The sequence below is a fragment of the uncultured Cloacibacillus sp. genome (genome assembly GCF_963926575.1).
Classification (GTDB): Bacteria; Synergistota; Synergistia; order Synergistales; family Synergistaceae; genus Caccocola; species Caccocola faecigallinarum.
Genome location: NZ_CAWUXW010000002.1, coordinates 295,832 through 321,248 on the forward strand (window position 1 = coordinate 295,832; position 25,417 = coordinate 321,248).

Sequence of the window (25,417 nt, forward strand, 5' to 3'; positions counted from 1 at the left end):
ATCTTTTTCAGTTTAAAATTATACACAAGATTTATTCCGTTGCAAATTGAAAACGGCGGCGCGCAGAGGCAAATTACGCTGCCGGCCGTGCCGTTTCCGCCGTTGCGCAAAATCCGCTGGCGGCGGCGCGCTTGCAAAAAAATTATGTTTTACGTAATATAAATCTGATTTTATCCCTCCGTCCGCGCAATGCGGCGGAGACGCCTATTCAAGAGGAAAACGTAAAATGGACATAACAGCACTGGCAGCGTCTCCGGTCAGCGAAAGCCGGCCGGCGGGCGCGGACGCAAAGTACGAACCAGAATACGAAGCTCTGACGGCGGAGATAGCGAAGCTTTCGTCTGTGAGCCAGAGCGCGCCGATTTCATGGCAGGACGTCGCCGACAACGGGGCCGCCATACTCGCGCAAAAGTCGAAGGACATCTCCGTCGCGGCCTACACGGCGGTCGCGCTCGCGCACATCGACGGCGCGCGGGGATTTCTCGACGGCGTGAACCTGCTGCGCGGAATATGCGAAAATTTCTGGGAAGACGCATTCCCGCCGAAGGCGAAAATGCGCCGCCGCCTCAACGCATACGAATGGTGGCATGAACGCGCGCTTGAACAGCTTAGGAAAGAGAACCAACAGCCCATCCCAGCGGAGCTTTCCGCTGAAATGACCGAGGCGGTGAACGGACTTGACAGCCTCGTAGGGACGCTGATGGAAGACGCCCAGCCGCTGCGCGACATAAAAGAGGCGATACGCGCGCTCCCGCTGCTGCCGGAGGAGAAGCCGAAGGAACCGGAGCCGCCCGCGGCCCCGACGCCCGAACCGCAGCCGCAACCGCAGCCCCAGACGCAGGAGCCGCCGCGCGCGCAGCCCCAGAGACCGGCACCGGAGCCGCCGCGCCAAACGGCGGCAGCGCCCGCTCCGGCCCCGCAGGCTGGAGACACGGCGGCGGCGCTCTCGGCCTTCGTCGACGCGGCGCGCAATTACGCCTTCGCGCTGCGCGCAGAGAACCCGGCGAACTACCTCGCGTGGCAGCTTCCGCGCGTCGCGCTCTGGGGGAAGATAACGGCGCTCCCTCCCGACGACGGCACGGGACAGACCATGGTGCCGCCGCCAGACATGGACAGGGTTGAAGCGGCGGAGCGGCTGCTCGCGGGGAAAAATTGGCTCAAGGCGGCGACTGCGGCCGACGACCTTTTCCAGTCCTACCCGCTCTGCATAGACCTCCAGCGCATAGCGGACGAGGCGCTCGCGAACCTCGGCCCGGCCTTCGCGGCGGCGCGCGCGCGGCTGCGCGCGGAGACGGCGGCATTCGCCGGACGGCTGCCCGGGCTGACGTCGCTCAGCTACGACGGCGGCATCCCCTTCGTATCGCCGGCGACGCGCGCGTGGCTGGACGAGCTCGCGCACGACGGTCAAAGCGGCGGCTCCGACTGCGGTCCGGGCGGCGGCAAAATCGACGCGGCCATCGCCGAGGCGCGCGAAATACTCGCGGGCGGCGACGCGGCGGGCGCGCTCAAAAAATTGGAAGATTCGCACGGGACTTCCGCCGCGGGCAACGTCCGCCTGCGCGCAGAGGAACTCCATATGCTCTGCTCGCAGCGCGAGACGAAGACAGCCGCCGCGCTCGCGCGCGCAATCGCGCGCGAGATAGAGCAAAGCGGCCTTGCGAAGCTCGAACCCGACCTCGCCGCCGAAGCTATGACTGCGGCGTGCCAAGCGCTCGACCTAGCTGGCGACGCGGAGGGCGCGGAAGCCCTGCGCGAGAAGACGGCGGGGATAAAGCCCTCCGCCGTGCTCGGCTGGAGCTGAGAGCGCCTCGCGGAACCAAACTTATAAAAAATTCACGCCGCCCGCGGACGTTTCTGCGGACGGCGTCAGTTTTTGTTCATATTTCACGATAGCGTGAGAAAAGAGCCAAGCGGTAGCGTGAGGACGTATGCCGGAAGGTTTTGGCGCGGGAAATACGATTATGAATATCGAACGCCTGCAAAACGGCCCCGCGATTTTCACGCGGGGCCGCTTTCTGCTTTTTCACTGCGCCGCTGAGTCAGCGCAACGGTTATTCTTTTTCTTCAGTTTCCGTGTCCTGCGGCGCTTCCCGCTCCTCCGGCGCTTCCGCCGCTTCTTCGGCGGGTTCGTCGGAGAAGCGCAGCGCGAAGGATTTGTCCTCGTCCACGTAAAGCTCTGCGCGCGGCGGCATTTCTCCGCCGGACATGCGTTCGAGCATCCGGTGCGCGAGCTTCGGCAGGACGGAGCCGGCCAGTATCGTCTCTATGTTGCGCGCGCCGGTCTCCGTTTCGGTGCAGCGCTCGACTATCAGCTCCGCCACCTCGGGCGCTATTTCGAGCTCGACGTTGTTGTTCGCCCTCAGCCGCTTAACGACGGAGCCGAGCTTCGCGCCCGCTATCAGCTTCATCGCCTCTTCGTTGAGGCTGCGGTAGGGCACTATCGTCATGCGCGCGAGCAGCGCGGGGCGGAAGTGGTTCGAAAGCTCGGGGCGTATCGCCTGCACGAGCTCGTCCTCGTCGATTTCAGCCGCTCCGGACGTATAGCGCTGTATCGTCTCGGAGGCGAGGTTCGAGGTGAGCATTATTATAGTGTTCTTGAAGCTGACCTCCTTGCCCTCGCCGTCGGTGAGCGTTCCCTTGTCGAAGACCTGATAGAAAAGGTTCATCACGTCGATGTGAGCCTTCTCGCATTCGTCGAGCAGGACGACGGAGTAGGGCCTGCGGCGGACGGCCTCGGTGAGCATTCCGCCCTCGCCGTAGCCGACGTAGCCCGGCGGCGAGCCGATGAGGCGCGAGACTGTGTGCTTTTCCTGGAATTCGCTCATGTTTATCGTTATTACGCTGCGGCTGTCGCCGAAGAGCAGCTCCGCGAGCGCGAGGCCGGTCTCCGTCTTTCCGACGCCGGAGGGGCCTGCGAGCAGGAAGACGCCGAGCGGGCGGTCGGGCGACATGAGCCCCGCCGTCGAGGCCTGCACGGTGCGCGCGATTGTGCGCAGCGCCGCGTCCTGCCCCTTGATGCGTTCGCCGAGAAGCTTGTCGAGCTCCTGCGCGACGGCGGCCTGGCGGCTCGCCATGCGCCCCGTCGGGATTCCGGTCCAGTCGGATACAACCTGAGCAACGACCTCGGAGGTTACTTCGACGGCGACGAGGCGGCCTTCCTCGTGCAGCGCTTCGTACCTCGCCTTCGCCTCTTCGAATTCGCGGAGCAGCGTCTCTTCGTCCTTCGCGGCCTCCGCCTCGGGCGCGGCTTCGCTCTTCTCCGCATTTGCCGGAGCTTCCGCGGCTTTATCCTCTTTCATAAGCTTCGCAGCGTCGAGCATCGCGCGGCGGCGCGCGATAAGCTCTTCGGCGGCGCTTTTTTCTTCCTGCCACTGGATTTTCAGGCGCGCCTCCTCGGCGGCGTGCTCCGCTATCTCGGCTTCGAGCTCGGCGAGCCGTTTTTCGTCTATCTCTGTTCCGTTTAGCCGGTCGCGGCGCAGCCCGTCGAGCTCGCGCTCCGCGGCCTGGCGCGCGCGTTCGGCGTCCTCGAGCGGCGCGGGCTTCGACGATAGGCTGACCTTGACGCGCGCGCAGGCGGTGTCGAGCAGGTCTATCGCCTTGTCCGGCAGGAAGCGCCCGCCGATGTAGCGCGCGGAGAGGTTCGCGGCGGCCTCTATCGCGTCGTCGCGTATCAGCACGCCGTGCGCCTTTTCGTAGCTCGCGCGTATTCCGCGCAGTATGAGCGCAGCGGTGCGCGTCGAGGGCTCGTCGAGCTTGACGAGCTGGAAGCGGCGCGCGAGGGCCGCGTCTTTTTCAAAGTATTTTTTGTATTCCTTCCACGTCGTCGCAGCGCAGGTCTTTATCTCGCCGCGCGCGAGCGCGGGCTTCATGAGGTTCGCGGCGTCGGAGCCTCCGGCCTGTCCGCCCGCGCCTACGAGCATGTGCGCCTCGTCGATGAAGAGGATGACCGGCTTTTCGCTCTCCTTTATCTCGTCGAGCACGCCCTTGAGGCGGCGTTCAAACTCGCCCTTGACGCTCGCGCCCGCTTCGAGCAGCCCCATGTCGAGCGAGAGCAGCGTGGAGCCCTTTATCGTGTCGGGCACGTCGCCCTGCACGATGCGCAGCGCGAGTCCCTCGAGGACGGCGGTCTTTCCGACGCCCGGCTCGCCGACGAGTATTGGATTGTTTTTGCGGCGGCGCGCCAGTATGTCCACCATCTGGCGGATTTCCGCGTCGCGTCCGAAAACTGGGTCTATCTTCCCCGCCTTGGCCTTCGCCGTGAAGTCCTCGCAGAATTTCGCTATGAAGCTCTCGCCGCCCTCCGCAGCGGCCCCAGCCTTCGAGGCGGGCGCGTCCGGCAGGACTATCGAGGTCTCCTTGGATTCGCGCGCTATCTTCGCGAAGTCCTTGAGCAGATTTTCGCGGTTTATCGCAGAGAACGACTGCGCGTAATCGCCCTGAGCGTAGACGGCGGGCTTGCGCAGGAACGCAAGCAGCATCGCGCCGGAGCGTATCTGGCTCAGCCCGAGGTCGACGGAGGCGACGAGCCACGACGCCTCCATCAGCTCGATGAGCAGCGGCGAGAATACCGGGCGTCCGCCGTTGCCGTTCCTGAAGCCGTCCACCGCGGAGTTGAGCGCGCGCTCGACCTTCGCGGCGTCAGCGCCGAAGGTCTCGAGCGCTATCGGGATGTCGCTCTGCGGCTCCGTCATGCAGGCAAGCATCAGGTGCTCTATCGTCACCTCGTAGTGTCCGCGCCGCACCGCGCTGCCCGCGGCGTTGTTCAGCGCCACCGTGAGAAAGTCGTTGCATTTTTCAAAAAGAGAGGCTATATCTACTCCTGTGGACATTTTTTCCTCCTTTCGCCGCGCCGGGCGGCTCTTTATCCGTTATAAAAACAAAAGGACAGAGCGAGACAGCCGTCCCGCTGCCCCTCTCTGTCCCGCGAAATTACATTTTGCCTGACGGCCGGACGCTTACGCTTTCCAGTCGTCGGTGTACTCGATGTTGCCGTCGTTGTAGGTCCACGTGATCTTAGAATAGGTGAACTGCACGTCCTCCATATCGTGATATGGCTTGCTCTCCGGCAGGAAGGTCAGCGGCGTTAGCTGGTCCATCTCGACGACGATGGCGTTCTCCATCTTGACGGTGAAGTATTTTTCTTCCGTTCCGTCGGGCTTGATGCGGTAGTAGTCGAGCGTTACCTCGAGCTGCTCGCCCGTGCAGCAGGCCTTGTAGAGCTTCGGCGAAGCCTGGCTCTTCGCCATCGTTATCTTATAGGGGTGGTGGATCCTCTGCCCCGTCGGCAGTCCGGTGTGCGTATCCTTCGGGATCTCTACCTTGTGCTCCGTCGCGTAGACGAGGATCGAATCTTTCTTGTCGCCGCCCTGCTCGCAGTCGCCTTTGATGTCGCCCTGGCTTTTTCCCTTAAGCTTCATGTACGCGGTAAGTGCCATATTTTACGTCTCCTTTGCTTTCAGATTGGAAATCTATTTTTTCATATTGCAGTTTTTACTGCTTGTCCAGCTTGCCAACGAGCGAGAGCGTGAAGTTCGCGCCCATGTATTTGAAGTGCGGACGGACTAGCAGATTGACGGAATACCAGCCTGGATCTCCAGGCACGTCGCTGACCTGGACCTTCGCCATGCGGAGCGGGCGTTTGCTGCGCGTGATTGCATCTGGGTTGTCCATCTCCGTGACGTACTGGCTTATCCATACGTTCAGCTCACGCTCGATGTCGGCGCGTTCCTTCCAGCCGCCGATGTTCTCGCGCTGTATGACCTTGATGTAGTGCGCGAGGCGGTTCATTATCATCATATATGGAAGCTGCGTCGATAGTTTGTAGTTCATCTCGGCCTCTTTGCCCTCAGGCGTATTCGGGAATACCTTCGGGCGCAGTACGGAGTTCGCAGAGAAGAACGCCGCATTGTCGGAGCCTTTGCGCATCGTCAGCGCTATGAATCCCTCTTCCGCAAGCTCGTATTCGCGACGCTCCGAGATGAGCACTTCGGTCGGTATCTTCGTCTGTATCTCGCCGCTCTGCTCGAACTGATAAAGCGGAAGGTTCTCCACCGCGCCGCCGCTCTGCGGGCCGATTATGTTGCTGCACCAGCGGTATTTGGCGAAGCTGTCCGCCATGCGCGAGGCGAGCGCGAACGACGTGTTGCCCCAGCAGAAATCTTCGTTGTCCTCTACTGTCTCAGTGAAATTGAAATTCTTCGCGGGCGTCGTATTCTCTCCGTAGGGCAGGCGCAGCAGGAAGCGCGGAAGCGTCAGCCCCAGATAGCGGCTGTCCTCGTTCTCTCGCAGCGAACGCCATTTAGCGTATTGCGGCATCTCAAATATGGAATGCAGGTCCTTGAGGTTCGGCAGCTGGTCCCACGAGTCGATGCCGAAGAACTCCTTTCCGGCGGCTCCGAGGAAAGGTACGTGCGACATAGCCGAGACGCTCGCAACATTGCGCAGCAGCTCCATATCCTGCGGGCCGGGGCCGAATGTGTAATTCGACACCACCGCGCCGACAGGCTGCCCGCCGAACTGTCCGAACTCCGCGGTGTAAATATGCTTGTAAAGGCCGGATTTAACGACTTCGGGAGAATCTTCGAAGTCGTCGATGAGATCCTGCTTCGAAACGTTGAGGATCTCAACCTTCGTATTCTGGCGGAAATCGACGTTATCGACGAGGAATTTCAGCGAACGCCACGATGACTCAAGCTCGCGGAACTGGCTGTTGTGCATAATCTCGTTGACCTGGTCGGAAAGCTTTTTGTCAAGCTCAACGATCATCGCGTCGACGAGCGCGCCGCTGACCTTCGGCGCGGTGCCGCTCGCAGCTATCTCGCGTATAAACTCCTGAAGCCCTGCGCGCGTAACGTCGTAGCCTTCGTCGGTCGGCTTGATTTTCGACGCTTCTATAATCTCGTCAAGCAGGCTCGAAACGGGAGCAGCCGCCTGCTGTTCCATAGCCTCTCTCTGTTCCTCGGCCATCCTTACTTATCCTCCTCTGCGTCTATGCCCAGCTCCTGAAGCAGGGCGTCGCGGGTTTTCTCGTCGTTGACGAGGTCCTGGAGTTTTTTGCGAAAATTCGGGACGTTGGAAAGCGGGCCCTTGAGCGCCTTGAGCGCCTCGCGCAGCTGCATCAGCTTCGCAAGCTCCGGCACCATCTGGACGAGGGCGTCGGGGCCGAAATCCTTCAGTGTCTCGAACTTCAGGTCGGCGCTGAGCGTAGCGTCCGGATCGTCGGAAAGCTTGTTCGGCACCTGGAGCTGGAGCGAAAGCCCCTGGCTCTGCATGACCTTGTCGAAATTATCCTTGTCTACGCTGATGGGCTTGCGGTCTTCCAGCATCGTATCGTCCTTGCGGAGCGTGAAATCCCCGAGGACCATCAGCTTAAGAGGCAGCTCTACATCTTCCTGCACGTCTCCGGTCGCGGGTCTGTAAACTATATTGACGCGCTCTTTCGGGGAAGTGCTTCCTTCGTTGGGCATATTCTTGTACCTCCCGTTCGTAAAATAGGAATCACAGATTGAATTCAGACGGCGGCGCGTCTCATGGGACGCAAAAATACGCCCTCGCGCCATATACTACTATATATTCTACTTTTTACCCTGTCAAACAATTTATTTGTGCCGTCTTAACCGCAAATATGCAATTCCACTTCTATAACAAACGGCATATGTACCGGCATTGCGCAACGCAAATGAGCCGAATATAAATGAGCGAAAACTCGAAGGATTACTGATACGAAACACGGCGGAGCATGCAAAAACTCACATCGTCCTTCTTCCCGTGAAACAAGAGCGCGGACAAAGCTCCGCGAAGCGCGCCGCCGAAGAGCCGCGCGCAAGCCGTCTGCGGTTTACCGTCCGCCGTTATGAAAGCAAGATAAATAGGAAAGCAAAATAAAAAGGACTTAAAGCGGAAGCTCCAAGTCCTTATTACTGTTAAAAATGGCGCGCCGGACAGGATTTGAACCCGTAACCTTTGGATCCGTAGTCCAATGCTCTATCCAGTTGAGCTACCGGCGCGTATTCGTTTTTATGGCGGTGAGGCAGGGATTTGAACCCTGGAGGGAGCTTTATGGCCCCCTACCCGCTTAGCAGGCGAGCGCCTTCAGCCTAGCTCGGCCACCTCACCAACGCGGAATATTCTATTATGGGAGCGCGGATTTGTCAACGATTTATTTTCATCGATTTTAAGATTTTTTTACGGAACGGCGGCGCGCGCCTCACGCCGCCGCGAAGGTGGACAAGGCGCGGTTTTTTCTTTATTCTTGTAGCGTTTCCGTTTTGTTTATTCCGCCCGCCGCGCTTATGCCCGGGCGTGACGTTCGGAGGGATTTGTATGTTTTCCGTTTTCGGCATGAAGTGCAGAACCTGCGCGGCGGTTTTCCGCCCGCTCGTGAATTGCCTCGCCGCGGCCTTTTTTATCGCTGCGGCCTCGGCTTTGCCCGCCTCGGCGCTGACGATGGACGGAGACGGTTTTTATCTGATTGCGTCGGGCGCTGAGCTCGCCGAGTTCCGCGACGCGGTGAACGCCGGAAGCGCGGATATCTGCGCGAGGCTGACCGCGGATATAGATTTGTCCGTCGACGGTAAGCCGTTGGACTGGGAGCCGATAGGCAGTCCGATTTACAGCGGCACGTTCGACGGCGGCGGGCATACGGTGAGCGGGTATGTGGTGACGAAGACCGCTCAAGAGGAATCCGACTACGGCACGATATATTATTCCGGTTTTTTCGCGAAGGTCGGTGACGATGGATGCACAGCACAAATAAAGAATCTTATATTGCGCGGAGACGTATCGGTCTCTGCCGACAACTACCTTCGTGTCGGCGGCCTTGCCGGATTGGTCTCTGAGAATACCGATACTGCGACGGCCTCCATATCAAACTGTGTGCATATTGGAAATGTATATGGCGAGACGGCAAACAACACTGCCAGCGTCGGCGGCATCGTCGGATATAACGACGGAGTTGTATCCGACAGTTTTCATTCCGGCGACGTATTTACATCGGTGGAGAAGATACGTTCCGCAAAGTTGGGCGGTCTTGCCGGACAAAACAGCAAAGCCCTCAATATCGTAAATTGCTGCTGGCAAAAAGGCGATGGATTCGGAGAAAATTACGCTTCGGCAGGCGTGTCCGACGGAGGGGCCGTTATTACTGAATTAAGCTCAGACATAGTCAAGCTGTCAGTTGTTACAACGATATCCGCAAGCGCCGACATTACAGACTTAAGCACAACAGGCCGCGCGATTGTTTCATTATCGCCTGTACCCGGCTCGCCGCAGCACGTCGGCGATTACATCTTAAATCCTCAGGTCGTCGAGGATTCATACAACCATGACATAATAGAAGTGACGAACAACAACGACAGGACATTTTCTGTAACTCCGCTCGAGGCCGGCGAGACGCCGGTCACTTTTACCGCGGAGCTGCGCCCGACTGATTTTTCGTCAGAGCCGCCGTATTTCGCTCCCGTTTCGAAAGCCGATGCCAAGCAGATGTCTATGACGATAGAGATAAGTGTGTCGGAGGCCACGCCTCTGCCCGATATCCGCGTCGAGCCGCCGGCGGCGGATATGACCGTAGGAGAGAGGCTGGCGCTTGCGGTCGTTGCCGCGAACGGAGAGGCATTCGATGATTTCGTGACATGGGCAAGCGGCGACGAGGCCGTCGTTACTGTGGACACGGACGGCATGGCGGCTGCCGTTTCCAAGGGCTCCGCCGCCGTAACGGCTTCGACGGAGGACGGGCGTTCCGCAGTCTGCACCATTAAAGTGTCGGAGGTTCCCGAAGTTCCCGATGCGCCGGTGGTTTCTCCGGTTTCGCCGGACGTTGAGCCGGAGCCGGATACGCCCGGGACTGAAGGGCCGGATGTGCCGCCGTCGCCCGCGCCTGCGCCCTCTTCTGGCGGCGGCTGTTCCGCCGGTTTCGGCTTTCCCGCCGCCGCTGCGCTTGCGTTTTTCTTTTTTATGAAAAGGAAATAGCGAGCGGGCCGCGGTTAAAATCAAAGCCGCGGAGGTTTTTCGTTTACCTCCGCGGCTTTTTTATCCCCCACACACAAAGCTTTGCGGCGCAGCGCCGCTTTTTGTTTTTTACTGCTGTTGGCCTCCCGCCGGCTGTTTTACCGGGTCTATAGGGCGCGAGACTACCGGGGACGACAGGACTATCGCCGTGGTCGTCATGCCGCAGCTTCCCATTTTGCTGATGACTTCCTCGAGGTGGCCAACCGAGGAGACGATGACCTTGAGGATGACGCCGTCGCTTCCCGTGAGGTGGTGGCATTCGAGGACTTCGGGTATGGATTTCGCGAGTTCGTCGGCCTGCGCCAGGAACGACACGGGTATCGAAAGGCGGACGAAGGCCATTATCGGATAGCCGACCCGCGACTGGTCGACTATCGCGCGGTAGCCGAGGATTATCCCGGCCTCCTCCATGCGGCGCACGCGCTCGGCTACGGCCGGCGACGATAGGCCGACTTTGCGTCCGAGTTCGTTGAAGGATATTCTTCCGTCCTCCTGGAGGATTCTGAGTATCTGTCTGCCAATGTCGTCAAGAAGTTTATTGCTGAGCATCTGCTGAAACCCCGCCCTTCTCATAAAAAAATAACTTTTTGAATCATCCCGCTGTTAATATTAAAGCATTTCCGCAGAAAAAGGAATAGCGGATAAAGAATTTTTATGAGAAAAAGATGTTTTTCCGCTTTTTCATGGCGTTTTGCGGCGCATGAACGGCACGCGGAGTTTCTATAAAAGAAAGGAGGGCGCGCGGCGCGTCCTCCTTTGCGTGAATTTTGCCTGTTTTCCGTTTATCTTTTGCCGAGGCCCGCGGCTACGGCCCACGCCGCGGATATCGAGTGCAGGCACGGGATGCCGGCCGAGCAGGCGTGGCGGCGTATCAGCGTGCCGTCTGCGATGTGGCGCTCGTTTCCGCCGGGGATGTTGAGCACGAGGTCCCAGCCGCCGGAGCGCAGCCGTTTGACGAGGTCTTCGCGTTCGACGCAGCCGGCCTCTATGCCCCACTTTTTGAGGTAGGCCGCCGTTCCCGCGGTCGCCTCCACCGTCCAGCCGAGCTGCTTGAAGAGCGCCGCGACCGGCATGGCTTCGGACTTTTCGCTGTCGGCTATGCTCATGAGGATGCGTCCGGCCTGCGGCGGCGTCCAGCCTGTGCCGCGCAGCCCTTCCATGATCGCGTCGGAGAGGTTGTTCGCCATTCCGAGGCTTTCGCCGGTGGACATCATTCTCGGCCCGAGCTTCGGGTCGAGGCCGGGGAGCTTGTCGTTGGAGAAGACGGGAACCTTGACGCCCCAGAGGCCGCTTTCGGGATGGAGGCCTACGCCGTAGGGCATGTCGCGCAGTTTTTCGCCGAGCGCGAGGCCGACGGCTATGTCTATGAGCGGCAGGCCGGAGATTTTGCTCGCTATCGGGACGGTGCGGCTGGCGCGCGGGTTGGCCTCGATTATCCAGAAGGCCCCGCCGCGCAGGACGAACTGTATGTTGAGCAGGCCGTGGACGTTGAGCTCGCGCGATATCGTAGAGACGAAGTTCAGCACTTCGTCCTGCTGTTCCTTCGTGAGCGAGAAGCTCGGGAATACCGCTATCGAGTCGCCGGAGTGGATTCCGGCGGGGTCTATGTGTTCGAATATGCCGGGGATGAGCACGTCGCCGCCGTCGCAGAGCGCGTCGCATTCAAACTCGCGGCCCGCGAGGAACTGGTCGACCATGACTTTCTGGCCGGGCACCGCGTCGAAGGCCTCTTTGAGCACCGCGACGAGCGCCTTTTCGTCGTAGACTGCGCGCATCGCGACGCCTCCGATGACGAAGCTCGGGCGCACCATGAGCGGGTAGCCGAGTCTGTCCGCGGCTTCGAGCGCCTCTTCGACCGATGCGACGTCGACGCCCTTCGGCTCGGGCACGCCTATGCGCGCGAGCAGGCGCGAGAACTGTCCGCGGTCCTCCGCCGCCTCTATGACCTCCGCGCCTGGGCCGAAGAGCTTTACGCCGCGCGCGGCGAGGTCGAGGCCTAGGCGCAGCGAGGTCTGCCCGCCGAAGCAGGCGAATACGCCCGCCGCCTTTTCGCGTTCGAGTATCGGCATCGCGTCGTCCACCGTCAGCGGCTCGAGGTAGAGCGCATCGGATATGTCGTGGTCGGTGCTGACCGTCTCGGGGTTGACGTTCATCATTATCGCGCGGACGCCGCGGCGGCGCAGCGCCTCTACGGCCTTGACGCAGCAGTAGTCGAATTCGACGCCCTGCGCGATGCGTATCGGGCCGGAGCCGAGGACCACGACGCCGCCCTCGTGCGAGCCGTGCGGGTCGTCGCCAGCGCCGGGCGCGCCGTAGTAGTAGCCGGAGCCGGAGGGGAACTCGCCCGCGCAGCCGTCGACCTCGCGGTAGCCCGCGGCGCAGCCCTCTTCCTTTACTATATTGCGGGCCTCTTCCTCCGTCAGCCCGGCGGCCTCAGCTATCTGCGAGGCGGTGAAGCCCTTCATCGCGGCGCTCGCTATGTTGCCGTTGACGGCGCCGTCCTCTTCGAGATATTTTTCCGCGAGCTGTATCGCGTTGAGCTGTTCTATGAAGTAGCGGCGGATGTGCGTCCTGCGCGCTATCTCGTCGACCGTCGTAGAGCTGCGGCGCAGAAGCTCCGTTATCGCGTCGAGGCGCAGGTGCGTCGGGCGGTTGACCTGCTCCCAGAGCTTGCGCGTCTCCCAGGAGCGCAGCTTTCTGTCGGGCAGGGTTTTGCCGCGAGCGACGGAGTGCCATGCCTTGGTGAGCGCCTGAGCGAAGTTCGTGCCTATGGCGAGCACTTCGCCAGTCGCCTTCATGCGCGGGCCGAGCGTGAAGTCCGCCTGCGGGAAGCTGTCGAAGGGCCACGAGGGAACCTTGACCGCCACGTAGTCGAGCGCGGGCTCGGAGAGAGCGCTGCCCGCGCCGGTGACGGGGTTCGCCATCTCGGTAAGCTCGAGGCCGAGCGCTATCTTCGCCGCCATGCGCGCGATCGGATAGCCGGTCGCCTTGCTCGCGAGGGCGCTGGAGCGGCTCGCGCGCGGGTTTACTTCTATTACATAATACTCGCTGCCGTCGGGCGCGAGCGCGAACTGCACGTTGCAGGCCCCGCGGATGTCGAGCGCGTCTACTATCTTGAGCGCCGCGGTGCGCAGCATCTGCCATTCTTTGTCAGTGAGGGTCAGCGGCGGCGAGACGACTACAGAGTCGCCCGTGTGGACGCCCATCGGGTCGATGTTCTCCATTCCGCAGACGGCGAGCGCGTTTCCGGCGCAGTCGCGGACGACCTCTATCTCCATCTCGTGCCAGCCTTCGAGGTAGCGCTCTATCAGCGCGTGGCCGACAGGCGAGGCGGCGAGGGCGTCCTCCGTCTGGACGACGAAGTTCTCTACGTCGCGCACGACGGAGTTTCCCGAGCCGCCGAGCGTGAAGTCAGGGCGCAGAATCAGCGGCAGCGGCGTATGCAGCGCGAACTCCTGTGCCTCGGCGACGGACGAAATTCCGCGGCTTGCGATGATGGGCTGCCCCGCCTCGAGCATCGTGCGGCGGAAGGGCTCGCGCGCCTCGGCGCGCTCCACGGCATCCGGCTGCGTGCCGAGTACGCGGCACTTGTGGCGCTTCCATATCCCGAGCTTTTCGCACTCCATGCAAAGGTTCAGCCCCGTCTGTCCGCCGAGCGTCGCGACGACGCCGTCGGGGTTGTGCTCCTTGAGTATTTCCTCGACCACGTCCGGCAGCAGCGGGCGGATATATACGACGTCCGCGACCGAGCTGTCCGTCTGTATCGTCGCGGGGTTGCTGTTCAGCAGGATGACGCTGCATCCTTCTTCTTTAAGCGCGCGGCAGGCCTGCGTGCCCGCGTAGTCGAACTCCGCGGCCTGGCCTATCTTTATCGGGCCGGAGCCCAGCACAAGAACTTTTCTTATAGTTGCGTCTCTCATCCTAATTTCTCCCCTGGCGCGCGGCCTTCATACGGTCGATGAAATTGTCGAAAATATAGGAGGCATCCTCCGGCCCCGGCGAAGCCTCGGGATGGAACTGCACCGACAGCGCGTCGTACCGCCTGTGGCGAAGCCCCTCGACCGTGCCGTCGCCGAGGTGCTTGTATGCGACCTCGAGCTCCGTGCCCCCGAGGCTCGCCGCGTCTACCGCGTACTGGTGGTTCTGGCTCGTCAGCAGGCCGCGCCCCGTCGCGAGGTCGAGCACCGGCTGGTTCGCGCCGCGGTGCCCGAAGGAAAGCTTCTTCGTCTTTCCGCCGCAGGCCATAGCGAGAAGCTGATTTCCGAGGCAGACGCCGAGCAGCGGTAGTTTGCCGAGAAGCTTCGCCGCCTCCGCCGCCTCGCGCTCAAGCACAGACGGGTCGCCCGGGCCGTTGCTCAGCAGCACGCCGTCCGCGCCGCTGCCCAGCACCGTATCCGCGGGCGTGTCGTGCGGGAAGCGGATGACGCGGCAGCCGCGCCGCTCCATACTGCGGATGATGTTCTCCTTCACGCCGTAGTCCATCACAGCGACGGTCAGGTCGCCCCCTCCGCTTATCACCGGCATATCGCACGAAACCTCGTGAACCAGCGTCGGCGGCAGCTCCGCAAGCTCGGGCTTCACAGGTGTCGTGTCGAGGCGGCCCATCATCGAGCCGACCTCGCGGATTTTCAGAATCAACCCGCGCGTGTCTATGTCGTGGACTATCGGGCGGCCGTTCTCCGCCATCCAGTCGTGTAAACTTTCGAAGCGCCCGCATTCCGTTTCGTCGAGGCGCGTCATCAGAGCGCCGCGCGCCCAGACGCGGCGGCTCTCGAGATTATCCTTGTCTATACCGTAAATTCCGATAGGCGGGAAAGCGAAAACAATGATCTGCCCGTTATACGACGGGTCCGTCAAAGTCTGCGGATAGCCGCACGAGGCCGTAGTGAAGACCACTTCGCCCTCCACCGGGCCATCGAGCCTGCCGCGTCCGCGCCATACGGAACCGTCGCTCAAAGTCAGATAAACGAAATCCTCCATACACTCCGTGCTCCTTCGCGCCAAGGTGAAAAAATAAACCGGAACTATGTTTTTGTTAAATTTCATATTTCACCCAGCGTTCAATTTCCAGAGTATTATACCCGCAAAGAGAAAAACGTCAAGCCCCGAAAAGATAAATTCCTTCGCCATAATGCAGATTCAACCGATTGCACAAAATTGCGTGAAACAGAAACGTGCAGCCGTGTGCCATAGGATACGCGAGACGCGCGGCGCGGTAAAACAGCGACAAAACGACGGAGACGCGCGCGAAAAATCGTCAGCAGAAAAGCGTAAAGAAGAAACCGCAGCCCCAACCCGCCGCTGACGCGCGGAACGCGGCGGGGTGACGGTAGTTTCATCTGCACATCGGTCTATGCTTGATTAAATTTATACGCGAGACGGCACAGTTCGCAGCCCCGCGCTCGACGGCGGATTTCAAAACACCGACGGCAGCAGCAATGCGCAAAGACATCACGTAAATATTCGCTAGCGCAAGATGCGCATTGCGTTGAAACGCGGAATGACGACACCTGATGTTATTTATAATTTGAAATTTAACGAACACAGCTATACGCAAGAGACGGCGCAGATACCATTGCAATGCGCTCCGACGAAACGGAGCCGGCATACCGACGGCGTTTTCAACGGCGGCCGCCGGCCCGGCGATACCGGATTCCCACGCGTGCGGACGAAGGCCGCAGACGCTTGCGCCGCACGCCGGATTAACGTCTATAATATCGCAGAACGGCACAACGACGGAGGACGCGCGATGGAATACAGCTTCGGCCCGCTGATAGACGAAAACTCAAAAATACTGATACTCGGCTCGCTGCCCGGCGTCCGCTCGCTCGCCGAAGCGCGCTACTACGCGCACCCGCAAAATAAATTCTGGAAAATAATCTACGGCGCGTGGGGCGAAACACCCGACGAAGACTTCGACGCGCGCTATCGCTTCATCCTCGCCCACGGCCTCGCGCTCTGGGACGTCGTCAAATGCGCAGAGCGCGAAGGCAGCGCCGACGGCAGCATCCGCAACGAAACCCCGAACGACATCCCCGCGCTCCTCGCCGCCCACCCCAACGTCCGCCGCATAATCTTCAACGGCGGCTTCGCCTTCGCAAAATACAAAAAATACTTCGGCGCCCCCACAATAGACTACAGAAAAGTCCTCTCCACCAGCCCCGCCTGCGCGGGAAGGGACAGGGAACGTGAGGAGATGTGGATGGAAGCGCTGGGGAGGTAACAAATATCCCATAGGCATGAAAGCAGGCTCCTTAACTACTTTATAAACTTTCGCCTTTGCATCCACAAATCAATTATAAATTAGAAATTAATTTGTTATTATTATCAAACTTCATATTCGCACTATCAAGCAGAGTAATTTTCAAATTACCACTCAACTTATGGATGTAATTAGAAGATACTTCAATTTCTCCAAGATGCAATGTATCAAGTATATGAACAACCTTTACATCAGATATAGAGTTACAAGGAACACTGCGAATGGCCATCCTAATTGCATCCTCGTCATTAGCCAAGATAATTGGAAGCTTGACAGCACTGAGCGCCCCAGATGTAAAGGCATTAACATAAGTTGACTGTGCATCTATAGACTTAATAACAGTTTGTGTAGTAATGTCTACGCCACCTATTCCAGTTGCATTGCCATGAGAAGCATCTGTCAGATTCAATGCAACAATAGTCCTAATAGGAACCTGAGGAGTTATTGGGAGCGGCGTGATGCTTCGCCCTGTAATGTTAGGATCTAGACCTGCTCCAGAAATGTCTTTTCCGAATCTATCCACAATCAACACGTCTATCTCATCGAGAAAAAAACGCGACATTTTATTCTTTGCTAATAGCAACAGTTCTTTTTCTCTAGAAACCAGCTGTGACGGAGGAATTGCCTCAACCATAAATAGACGATCATAAGCATTCTCAATCAACGCTAACCCAAACAATGTATTCACCTTGTTAAAAATAACATTGCCGACATTAGGCAATAATTCAGCGAGCTTATGATATCCTTGCTTATGGAAGTTTATAGCACCTAAATGTTTCCCCAATCCGACAACAGCCATCTTGCACAATCCGCTCTCTACTTCACCTTTAATTGAAGTGTGAGCCTTCACCCTAGACAGAACAATTATATAATCTGCTTCTACAGCTGTCTTAGCACAAAATATAGGCAAACCATTGGGATACACTCCAACTTGGACAACACTCATATCCGATATTACTGGCATGCCCGTTGTACCTTCATCGATTCCCAGTCCAGCTAACATAAAACGCTGCCCATCAGCAGTCGCCCCACCATGACTTCCCATGGCGGGTATAATGAATGGGAACGCACCTTTTCCACGCAGAAAACAATTTAATGTTTTTAATACGTCAATCAAGCCATCAATTTTACGGCTACCTACTGTTATACCAATTTTTTTACCATGTAACGGAGGTAAATCCAACAAATTCAATGTCCTTATAACAGCCGCTGAAATATCTTTAATGTACTTATCATCAAAATGCTGTCTTATTCTAGACATAACGGGAAGAGAGAAATCACATGAAACTGGCATCACAAAATCAGCGCCACTAATACGCAAAGCTATCCCTCCTTAGTAACATTACATTAACTATTAAAAAGTGCTTACACAGACATTGAGTCTGCATAAGCACCAACTAAAATTAGACGACGATAGGCTTATTCGCTATAATGGCGCTCTTGCGTTTCCCAAGACGGCCTTTTCTGCCAGCATAATACCCGTCCTAAGACAATAAAGAATACTAAAAGTGCAAAGCTGAATACGAAAAGCTTTGTAAATCCCCATGAGAATGAAATGATCGGGCCAATTGTAAAATATGGAATCATCCACAAATATCCAACCGTACTGGCGGACACAATGGCTTCACCGGCCGTGGACTCATTGTTAGGATCAACAATGCGTATAAGCATAAGCCCAGTTGCAACGACACCGCATCCTTGCCCAAACGCTCCCATATAGCGTTCAAAAGCATCTCTAGCAAATAGTTTACGCCCAAAATAGGGATAAAAAACGATATTCCCAATCAAAACTGCTAATATCGTAACAGATAGCGGAACAGCATAAGTAAATACAGTTCCTAAGTCTAACGTACATATTGCAGAACACACGAGATAATCCATGGTAAAACCTGCAATACGGCTCATGCTCGGGCGGTCAATATATTTATCTTGCCCTGTTCTGCGCAGAATAGAGCCAACTATCATGCTAAGGATTAAGCAGCACGCAAACCACGGGATATTGCTAAGAATGGGGTTAATCTTAATAAGCAAACTCCGTACAATATTTCCAAGTACACAAATTAATCCGCACCAACACAGAGCAAATCCAAATGGATCTATAACATCATTATAAGTAACTCCACTACCTATTGGTTTACGATTTTGTGGTTCAACATAACCGACTTTTATATAATCCGGAATCGCTGAAGGCTCTTCTACATAAATTGTTCTACCTTTACGTGCACCAATATTAATCATAATTATGCCAAATACTACACCGCAAACTAATCCAGCAGTCGCCATAGTATTACAAACATCAAGCCCTGCCTGCCATCCAAGTTTTTGAAAGAGTGTACCAGCGGCTAGAGCAGTACCGTGGCCTCCGTAAAATCCATAAACAGGTGTGAGTCCAAATCCCAGCGGAATATCATAGAATCGCATAAAAATCGCAGCACAAACTAAGCCAATACAAACTTGAAGTTGGTGACCTATACCAGAGTGAATAGATGCAGACAATGCTGTTTCTCCAAAATTACGCGGTTTTACTCCCAAAAATGAAACAGAGAATACTACCGCAGTGAGTACACCTGGCCATGATTTTATGGTAGGCGACAAAGGGATGCAATAATCTGTAAACTTTCCTAATACCTGAGGTCCTAACAAAAGTCCTATAAATCCAGCGACTAGAGCTGCAGGAAGATATAGGTTCTGTAATAATTTTACTCGCTTTCTGACAAAGAAACCGATTAACAGCAAAATACTTAACGTTCCAAAATCGTAGATTACAGTCTGTATTGCACTCATATATTGCCCCTCCTTTTTATTTTACCAGGCTATGCCTTTTAGAGCGCCGAACGTTGTTCTGTATACAGTTCACACAAAGATATATATTGACAGATACGCCGACATATAAATCTAAAAGGCACTTAGCCTATTGGTATTTACCTAATTTAAACTAAAGAGCGAATAATTAAATTACTGAAGCTCTAAATCTGAAATGCCATAATCACGCCTAGCGCTCTCCAATGTTACAAGCCCCTCTTCCACATCAAACTTAATTTTTTCTATAGAGCGCTCTTTAGGATCTCCGTATCCTCCAGCCCCAGGCGTCCTTACGCTTACAAGGCTACCGGGCGGCAGCAGCATACCTGACTTTTTAGGATCAAGCAGTTCTTCTCGTTCAGTATCGGGATCGAGAATAACAGCCCCCATCGTGCCGTTTTTGCCGCCGAAAAGTCCCCACGGAGCAATTCTTTGGCGATCTGCTTTAATTGAGAAAGTACATTCATGATTGAGAATTCTAATATCTCTTCTTACGCCCAGCCCGCCTCGATACTTTCCTGCGCCGCCAGAATCCGGGAGCATTTCAAATTTTTCCACCATCAGCGGGTACTCGCTTTCAAGGCTTTCTATAGGCAAATTGCCCGTATTCGTCATATGCACCTGAACCACATCGAGGCCGTCCTTATTGAAGCGAGCCCCAGAACCACCAGCAATAGTCTCTACGTATATATAATATTTATGCGTTCTAGGATCCTCGCCACCGAAATAAATTCCCGTTATGGCATCATGGCTTCCAGCTGTCACATTATGAGGCAAAAGCTGCGCCAAAGCCCCCATGATACAGCTGACGACACGTTGAGCAGTGTCTGTCCTGCCGGCGACAGCGGCAGGCGCTTTACAGCAAACAAGAGTCCCAGGAACGACTTTATATCGAATCGCCCTGTAATATCCCCCATTCGGCGGCAAGTCCGGATCTATCGCGCTCCTAACGCTATAGTAAATGCAAGCTCGCAGAGCCGTTTCCGTCAGATTAAGAGCGCCGGCGACTGCAGGCGGGTTGTCGGAGAAATCAAGTTCTATCTCATCATCTAAAATATTAATTTTCACGTTGATAGGTACTGGGCCGCTTCCGCATCCATCCGAGTCCAGATAATCTGTGAAAGAACAAGATGCATTTGGAATTTTGCTCAAAGCATGGCGTATTCTTTTTTCTGAATAATCTAGGAGTCCTTCCATTGCAGCAAGCGTCACTTCACAGCCATACCTATCAAAAGACTCTTTTATGCGCTCTACTCCTTTGCGGCAACAAGCAAATTGCGCATTTAAATCCCCCTTCCTGACATCGTTCACACGGCAATTAAGGAGAATTAACCTTAAAATATCGTCATCTACGACTCCGCGATTAAAAATTTTTACAGGGGGGATACGAATACCCTCTTCATAAATAGTCTTCGAATCAGCAGCATTTGAGCCTGGCACCCGTCCTCCTACGTCGCTATGGTGCGCAATATTCATAGCATAAGCGACGATTTTATTATCGTAAAAAACGGGAGCAGCGATACAAATATCTGGAAGGTGCGTTCCGCCGCCATTATACGGGTCATTAATAATGAACATATCACCTTCATATATTTCGTCATCGCTATAAAATCTATGTATTTCATTGACAGTTTCTAATAACGACCCTAAATGCATTGGAATGTGCTCGGCCTGTGCTATGGTACGTCCTTTTGCATCAAATAGACCGCAGCTACAGTCTTTTCTTTCCTTTATGTTTGTCGAATATGCAGATTTTACTAAGACAGCCCCCATTTCTTCTGCTATCGACATAAAGTTATTACCGATCACTTCCAGCATTACCCCGTCTATTTTAGAACTCATCTGATTTGCCTCCAATCTTTCTCACTTTATGAAACAGAAACGATAATATTACCGTATTTGTCTACCTCAAAATACGTGTCAGGAGGTATAACAGCAGTTGAATCCATCTGTTCAATAATGCAAGGCCCATTTATTCTGGATGTAATGCCAAGCTTGGATCTGTCATATACCGGGCAGTTGAGCCAACCCGTTTCTGCAAAATATACATCTCTATGCATAACAAGACACTCAGAAGGATCGACTGTAGAATGCTCAAGTTCGGACAGCTTAGGCTTTGCAACCACGCCTATAGCTTCGCAACGGAAATTAACGATCTGTATAGGTGCCGTCGGATTATAATAACCGTAATTTTTTTCATGTTCCGCGAAGAACTTTTGTCTTAATCCTTCAAAACCTTCATTAGTCAACTGTTCTTGCGGTAAATCTACCTGAAGTTCATAATTTTGGCCGATATACCTCATTTCAATTATGTTATGGAAAAAACGATTTTCATGAGGAACATGCTCTGAGTCAAGCCAAAGATTGCCTTCTGCCATCAGGAGTTCAAAAATATCATTAACCGCCTGTGCGGAAGAATCAGCATACGGCGTGATAAACGTTTTCACGTAGCTCTTGCGTATATCTGCCGTTAACAAGCCTAACGCACACAAGGTTCCCGGGCTTGGCGGAATCAAGACTTTGTGTATTCCCATTTCTTTAGCAAGGGCAACGGCATGCAAAGGGCCAGCCCCTCCGTATGCGACAAGAGTAAAATCAGATGGGTTATAACCACGCTCCACAGTTATGACTCTGATTGCGCGCGCCATATTGGCATTAACAACACTAACAATTCCGTTAGCAGCTTCCTCGCAGGAAATACCCATCGGCTCAGCAATGTTCTTTTCGATTGCCGCCACCGACTTATCTTTATGTAATTTCATGCGTCCGCCAAGTATATATCCGCTGTTAAGCCTTCCAAGAACTAAGTTCGCATCAGTAACGACAGGATTAAGCCCTCCAAGATCATAACAAGCAGGGCCTGGCATTGCGCCTGCACTTTCAGGGCCAACTTTCAGCAGCCCACCGACATCAATATGAGCAATAGAACCACCACCAGCTCCAACTGCATGCACATCTATCATGGGGATGCCAGAGGGTAAGCCGCATACCTTCCTCTTTGTCGTATATTCAGGCACTCCATTAAGGACTAGAGAAACATCCGTACTTGTGCCTCCCATATCATATGTTATTAAATCTCGATACCCTGCGGCATTACAAACATAGATTGCGCCCACAACGCCTGCACTCGGGCCAGACAGGGCGGTCTGAACAGGCGTTTGCACCGTCGAGCTAATAGACATTACGCCGCCGTTAGATTGAGTAATGTATGGTTCAACTGCGATCCCCTCGCATTTTATGCGCTCGCGCAGATTGTCTATATACTGCTTCATCTTAGGACCAAGATAAGAGTTAATAACAGTTGTGCTTAAGCGTTCAAATTCTCTGAACTCCGGCAGGATTGTAGAAGAAACTGAATAATAGACATCAGGCCATATTTCTTTTATGCATTCTTCTACTTCTTTTTCATGACAATTGTTTAGATATGAGAATAGAAAGCATACGGCAATAGATTCAACGCCTTGACGCTTGAGGTCCTTCAAAACTTCTTTTACCTCATCTTTATTAAGCGATATATGCACACTGCCGTCGGAACATATCCGTTCGCTGACTTCTTTCCGTAAAGAACGACGAATCAACGCCTCTGGTTTATCTGCTTGCGTATTATATAAACTTGGGCGTACCTGACGTGCTATTTCTAGAATATCTTTAAATCCTTTTGTGGTTATGAGAGCTGTTTTAGCCCCTTTTCTTTCTATAATCATATTAGTAGCCACAGTCGTCCCATGACCAAAATATGCAATCTCTTCGGGGGCAACGTGACATTCCTGCATTATTGATCTCGCTCCATCTGCAATAGCTACAGATTGATCATGTGGCGTAGACGAAAGTTTATAGTTGTAATATTTCCCTGTGTCTACATCAAGCAACGTCACATCAGTAAATGTTCCGCCAACGTCAATACCTATTCTGTACATATAAATCCCCCTTGTTCTTATATAATGGTATAAACCATTTTTCTATCATTTTATATACGGTTCGTCCCAAAGCAAAAGCTTCTGACCGACGCCCTGCTTCAGCGCGCGCTGGTAGAGCTCGTAGCCGCAGGCGACATCGAAGACCGCCATTCCGCAGGCGACGAAGATAATCGTCTCGTCGTCGCTCGTGCGTCCGGGCTTGTTGCCGAGGATTACATTGCCTATGTCCGTCGAGTCTTCAAGCTTCGGCAGTTTGCCTGCGTCAATGAGCGTATATATCGGGCCGCCTATGACGCCTGCATAGTAGCCGGCCACGTCGCCGGAGGCGTAGGCTTCTTCGACATAGGCTTCGTGAAGCTTAATGTTGTCATAGACGATTTTGCTCTTCGTCCAGAGGTCGTCGTCGCCCTTCGCGGGGCCGGTGAGCATGACGAGCGCGCCTTTTTTAATCCACGAGCTTTCGATGTGGAGCGGCTTGAGACGCGAGGCTGCGACAGAGACGAGGTCAGCGTCTTTGAGCGCTTCGTGGAGCTCGGTCGTAGCGACGCCTTCGAGTCCGTACTCCGCTTTAGCCCAGTCGGCGAAGGCCTGCGCCTTATCGAGGAAGAGGTCGTAGGTTATGACTTTTTTGACGTTCGGAGCCTGAGTGATTATGTGGCGGAAGCAGGACTTGTTGATGGGACCGCATCCGACGACGGCGCAGACCTCGGAATCCCTGCGTCCGAGGTGACGCGTAGCGACGGCGGGGATAGCTCCGGTGCGTACCGCGCTCAGGATGTTGGCAGACATATGGCAGAGAGGCGCTCCGGTGTCTTTATCGTTGATGAGGACTGTCAGTATAGAGCGCGGAAGCCCTTTAGATGTATTGGCCGCGTTCGAACCGTACCACTTGTTTCCGCAGACGTCAAAGCGTCCGCCGAGGTATGCCGGCATAGCGAAGAATCTGCGGTCGGGGCCGGCTACCGGCATGTTGGGGAACGGAGATTCCTTCGGGAATATTATTCCCATGCCGTGGCTGTTGTGGTTCGGGCCGCCCATGAGATAGTCGCCCTTGGCGAGAAGCCCGAAGACTTCCTCGCATACGTCGACCCATGCCGGAGCATCGGTTATGCCAAGCTTGATGGTATCCGGCTCAGAAAGGTAGATAAATTCGATTTTATGGTTCATTGTACATCTCTCCTAAAGGGTCTATTAGAATTCGATGAATACTACTCAACTCAGTAATTTCCCATCGTTAACATAACGCAACGAAAAGCATAAACTACCATTCATAATAGTTAAAGAATGTACTCACAATACTGACTGCGTGTTTAGTATATGTTTATCGTAATATATTTTCTATTAGATTATTAGCCCGTTTTATAAGAATATTAACCTCGTATCTATGGTATCATGGGTGTGATTAGTAATATTATTGCATGAACGATGTTGTGGTAAGGTGATTAGAGCATGATGAAATATCGTCCTATACTAGTTGACAGTACATTACAGGAATTAACTGAGCACGGAAATTTTGCTTTTCCTATGTCAATGGATGAGCAGCATGTGTCAGATAAATATTGCGCTTTTATAGCACATTGGCATTATGAAATACAAATTTCAATTGTCATGAAGGGTTCCGTTATTTTTAAAACTCCAGAACAAGAATTTCTTCTACAACGAGGTGAAGCGATTTTTTTTAATAGTGGTTGTATTCATGAAGCCAAACCGACTGACATAAAAGATAGCATATATACTTGTGTCAATTTTCATCCTAAAATAATTTATGGCTATTCAGAAAGTTTATTAAAACAAGACTATGTCGATCCTATACTTTTTTCAAGTCAACTTCAGGCAATTGCGTTCCAGAATGATCCTTGGCATTTAGAAATTTGTTCTATCATGAGAGAGCTTATAAAAACAAATCAAGAAGAAAAGTTTGGATATGAAATAGAAATGTGCTCTCTTATACTAAAAATTTGGAATCTTATAGTTCAAAACAACGAGCAATTAATATCATCATCGTCACACATCAGTTTCAGCGACAAACAAAGAATCAAAGCGCTTACGACATTCATACACAAAAATTACATGGAAAGCATATCTCTTACCGAAATAGCTGGATCTGACCACATAAGCAAGGGCGAATGCTGCCGTGTCTTTCAGCGCGTGCTTGGGACGACGCCGTTCGCGTACCTTATCAACTACCGCATACATCAGGGCATGAAGATGCTTGCGACAACAGACCATAACATTTCCGAAATAGCGCAGAGCGTCGGATTCGGCTCTGGAAGTTATTTCACAGAATGCTTCAAAAAAAAGATGCACTGCTCCCCCATGCAATACAGGAAACAAATGCGGGCGTCTGGAGACGTACAGCGGCAAAAACCACAAATCACAGAAGACTATTCGTGATATTGCCTGTAAGTATCGACATATTGATACTCCA

The 25,417-nt window shown here is 54.4% G+C and carries 16 protein-coding genes and 2 tRNA genes; 4 read left to right on the forward strand and 14 right to left on the reverse strand.

The genetic code is table 11. The annotated features are described in order from the left end of the window. The first annotated feature begins 226 nt into the window (after positions 1–226). Positions 227–1,801, forward strand: a complete 1,575-nt coding sequence (gene tssA, locus ABGT66_RS04235) for a type VI secretion system protein TssA (RefSeq protein ID WP_346689079.1) — start codon at positions 227–229, stop codon at positions 1,799–1,801. A 250-nt stretch (positions 1,802–2,051) separates the two neighbouring features. Here tssA and tssH read toward each other — a convergent pair whose 3' ends face one another. From tssH to ABGT66_RS04265, 6 genes are all read right to left on the reverse strand, one after another. Further along, positions 2,052–4,829: a type VI secretion system ATPase TssH gene (tssH, locus tag ABGT66_RS04240; RefSeq protein ID WP_346689081.1), complete on the reverse strand. Its 2,778-nt coding sequence runs from the start codon at positions 4,827–4,829 to the stop codon at positions 2,052–2,054. 126 nt (positions 4,830–4,955) lie between these two features. Further along, the gene (locus ABGT66_RS04245) at positions 4,956–5,435 is read right to left on the reverse strand and encodes an Hcp family type VI secretion system effector (protein WP_294193366.1); all 480 of its coding nucleotides are present in this window, start codon (positions 5,433–5,435) and stop codon (positions 4,956–4,958) included. Positions 5,436–5,490: 55 nt separating this feature from the next. Next, complete coding sequence (gene tssC, locus ABGT66_RS04250; RefSeq protein ID WP_346689255.1) at positions 5,491–6,942, reverse strand: type VI secretion system contractile sheath large subunit; 1,452 nt, start codon at positions 6,940–6,942, stop codon at positions 5,491–5,493. A gap of 26 nt (positions 6,943–6,968) precedes the next feature. Further along, the gene (gene tssB / locus ABGT66_RS04255; protein WP_294193361.1) at positions 6,969–7,466 is read right to left on the reverse strand and encodes a type VI secretion system contractile sheath small subunit; all 498 of its coding nucleotides are present in this window, start codon (positions 7,464–7,466) and stop codon (positions 6,969–6,971) included. Positions 7,467–7,929: 463 nt separating this feature from the next. Further along, positions 7,930–8,006 (reverse strand) — tRNA-Arg (locus ABGT66_RS04260). A gap of 13 nt (positions 8,007–8,019) precedes the next feature. Further along, positions 8,020–8,115: transfer RNA gene (locus ABGT66_RS04265), tRNA-Ser, on the reverse strand. 207 nt (positions 8,116–8,322) lie between these two features. Here ABGT66_RS04265 and ABGT66_RS04270 point away from each other — a divergent pair. Further along, a complete protein-coding gene (locus ABGT66_RS04270) occupies positions 8,323–9,969 on the forward strand; it encodes an Ig-like domain-containing protein (RefSeq protein WP_346689084.1) in 1,647 nt (548 codons plus the stop codon). Between the two features lie 108 nt (positions 9,970–10,077). Here ABGT66_RS04270 and ABGT66_RS04275 read toward each other — a convergent pair whose 3' ends face one another. The 3 genes from ABGT66_RS04275 to ABGT66_RS04285 all read right to left on the reverse strand — a co-directional run bounded on the left by ABGT66_RS04275 (position 10,078) and on the right by ABGT66_RS04285 (position 14,988). Continuing rightward, positions 10,078–10,557: an Lrp/AsnC family transcriptional regulator gene (locus ABGT66_RS04275; RefSeq protein ID WP_294193357.1), complete on the reverse strand. Its 480-nt coding sequence runs from the start codon at positions 10,555–10,557 to the stop codon at positions 10,078–10,080. Between the two features lie 233 nt (positions 10,558–10,790). After that, positions 10,791–13,928: a carbamoyl-phosphate synthase large subunit gene (gene carB, locus ABGT66_RS04280; RefSeq protein ID WP_346689086.1), complete on the reverse strand. Its 3,138-nt coding sequence runs from the start codon at positions 13,926–13,928 to the stop codon at positions 10,791–10,793. 1 nt (position 13,929) lies between these two features. Further along, complete coding sequence (locus ABGT66_RS04285; RefSeq protein ID WP_346689087.1) at positions 13,930–14,988, reverse strand: carbamoyl phosphate synthase small subunit; 1,059 nt, start codon at positions 14,986–14,988, stop codon at positions 13,930–13,932. 769 nt (positions 14,989–15,757) lie between these two features. Here ABGT66_RS04285 and ABGT66_RS04290 point away from each other — a divergent pair. Continuing rightward, positions 15,758–16,231 carry a DNA-deoxyinosine glycosylase gene (locus tag ABGT66_RS04290; RefSeq protein ID WP_346689088.1) on the forward strand — a complete coding sequence of 158 codons (474 nt, stop codon included), beginning with the start codon at positions 15,758–15,760 and terminating at the stop codon, positions 16,229–16,231. Positions 16,232–16,304: 73 nt separating this feature from the next. Here ABGT66_RS04290 and ABGT66_RS04295 read toward each other — a convergent pair whose 3' ends face one another. From ABGT66_RS04295 to ABGT66_RS04315, 5 genes are all read right to left on the reverse strand, one after another. Beyond that, positions 16,305–17,591, reverse strand: a complete 1,287-nt coding sequence (locus ABGT66_RS04295) for a hypothetical protein (RefSeq protein ID WP_346689090.1) — start codon at positions 17,589–17,591, stop codon at positions 16,305–16,307. Positions 17,592–17,689: 98 nt separating this feature from the next. After that, positions 17,690–19,054, reverse strand: coding sequence for a sodium/glutamate symporter (locus ABGT66_RS04300; RefSeq protein WP_346689092.1), 1,365 nt, complete (start codon positions 19,052–19,054; stop codon positions 17,690–17,692). A gap of 171 nt (positions 19,055–19,225) precedes the next feature. Further along, positions 19,226–20,914 (reverse strand): hydantoinase B/oxoprolinase family protein, encoded by a 1,689-nt coding sequence (locus tag ABGT66_RS04305; RefSeq protein ID WP_346689094.1) that lies wholly within the window; start codon positions 20,912–20,914, stop codon positions 19,226–19,228. A 26-nt stretch (positions 20,915–20,940) separates the two neighbouring features. Then, positions 20,941–22,989 carry a hydantoinase/oxoprolinase family protein gene (locus tag ABGT66_RS04310; RefSeq protein ID WP_346689095.1) on the reverse strand — a complete coding sequence of 683 codons (2,049 nt, stop codon included), beginning with the start codon at positions 22,987–22,989 and terminating at the stop codon, positions 20,941–20,943. 45 nt (positions 22,990–23,034) lie between these two features. Next, positions 23,035–24,156 (reverse strand): tyramine oxidase subunit B, encoded by a 1,122-nt coding sequence (locus ABGT66_RS04315; protein WP_346689096.1) that lies wholly within the window; start codon positions 24,154–24,156, stop codon positions 23,035–23,037. Between the two features lie 282 nt (positions 24,157–24,438). On the opposite strand from ABGT66_RS04315, the gene ABGT66_RS04320 reads away from it, so the two are divergent. Next, positions 24,439–25,383 carry an AraC family transcriptional regulator gene (locus tag ABGT66_RS04320; protein WP_346689098.1) on the forward strand — a complete coding sequence of 315 codons (945 nt, stop codon included), beginning with the start codon at positions 24,439–24,441 and terminating at the stop codon, positions 25,381–25,383. The last annotated feature ends 34 nt before the right edge of the window (positions 25,384–25,417 follow it).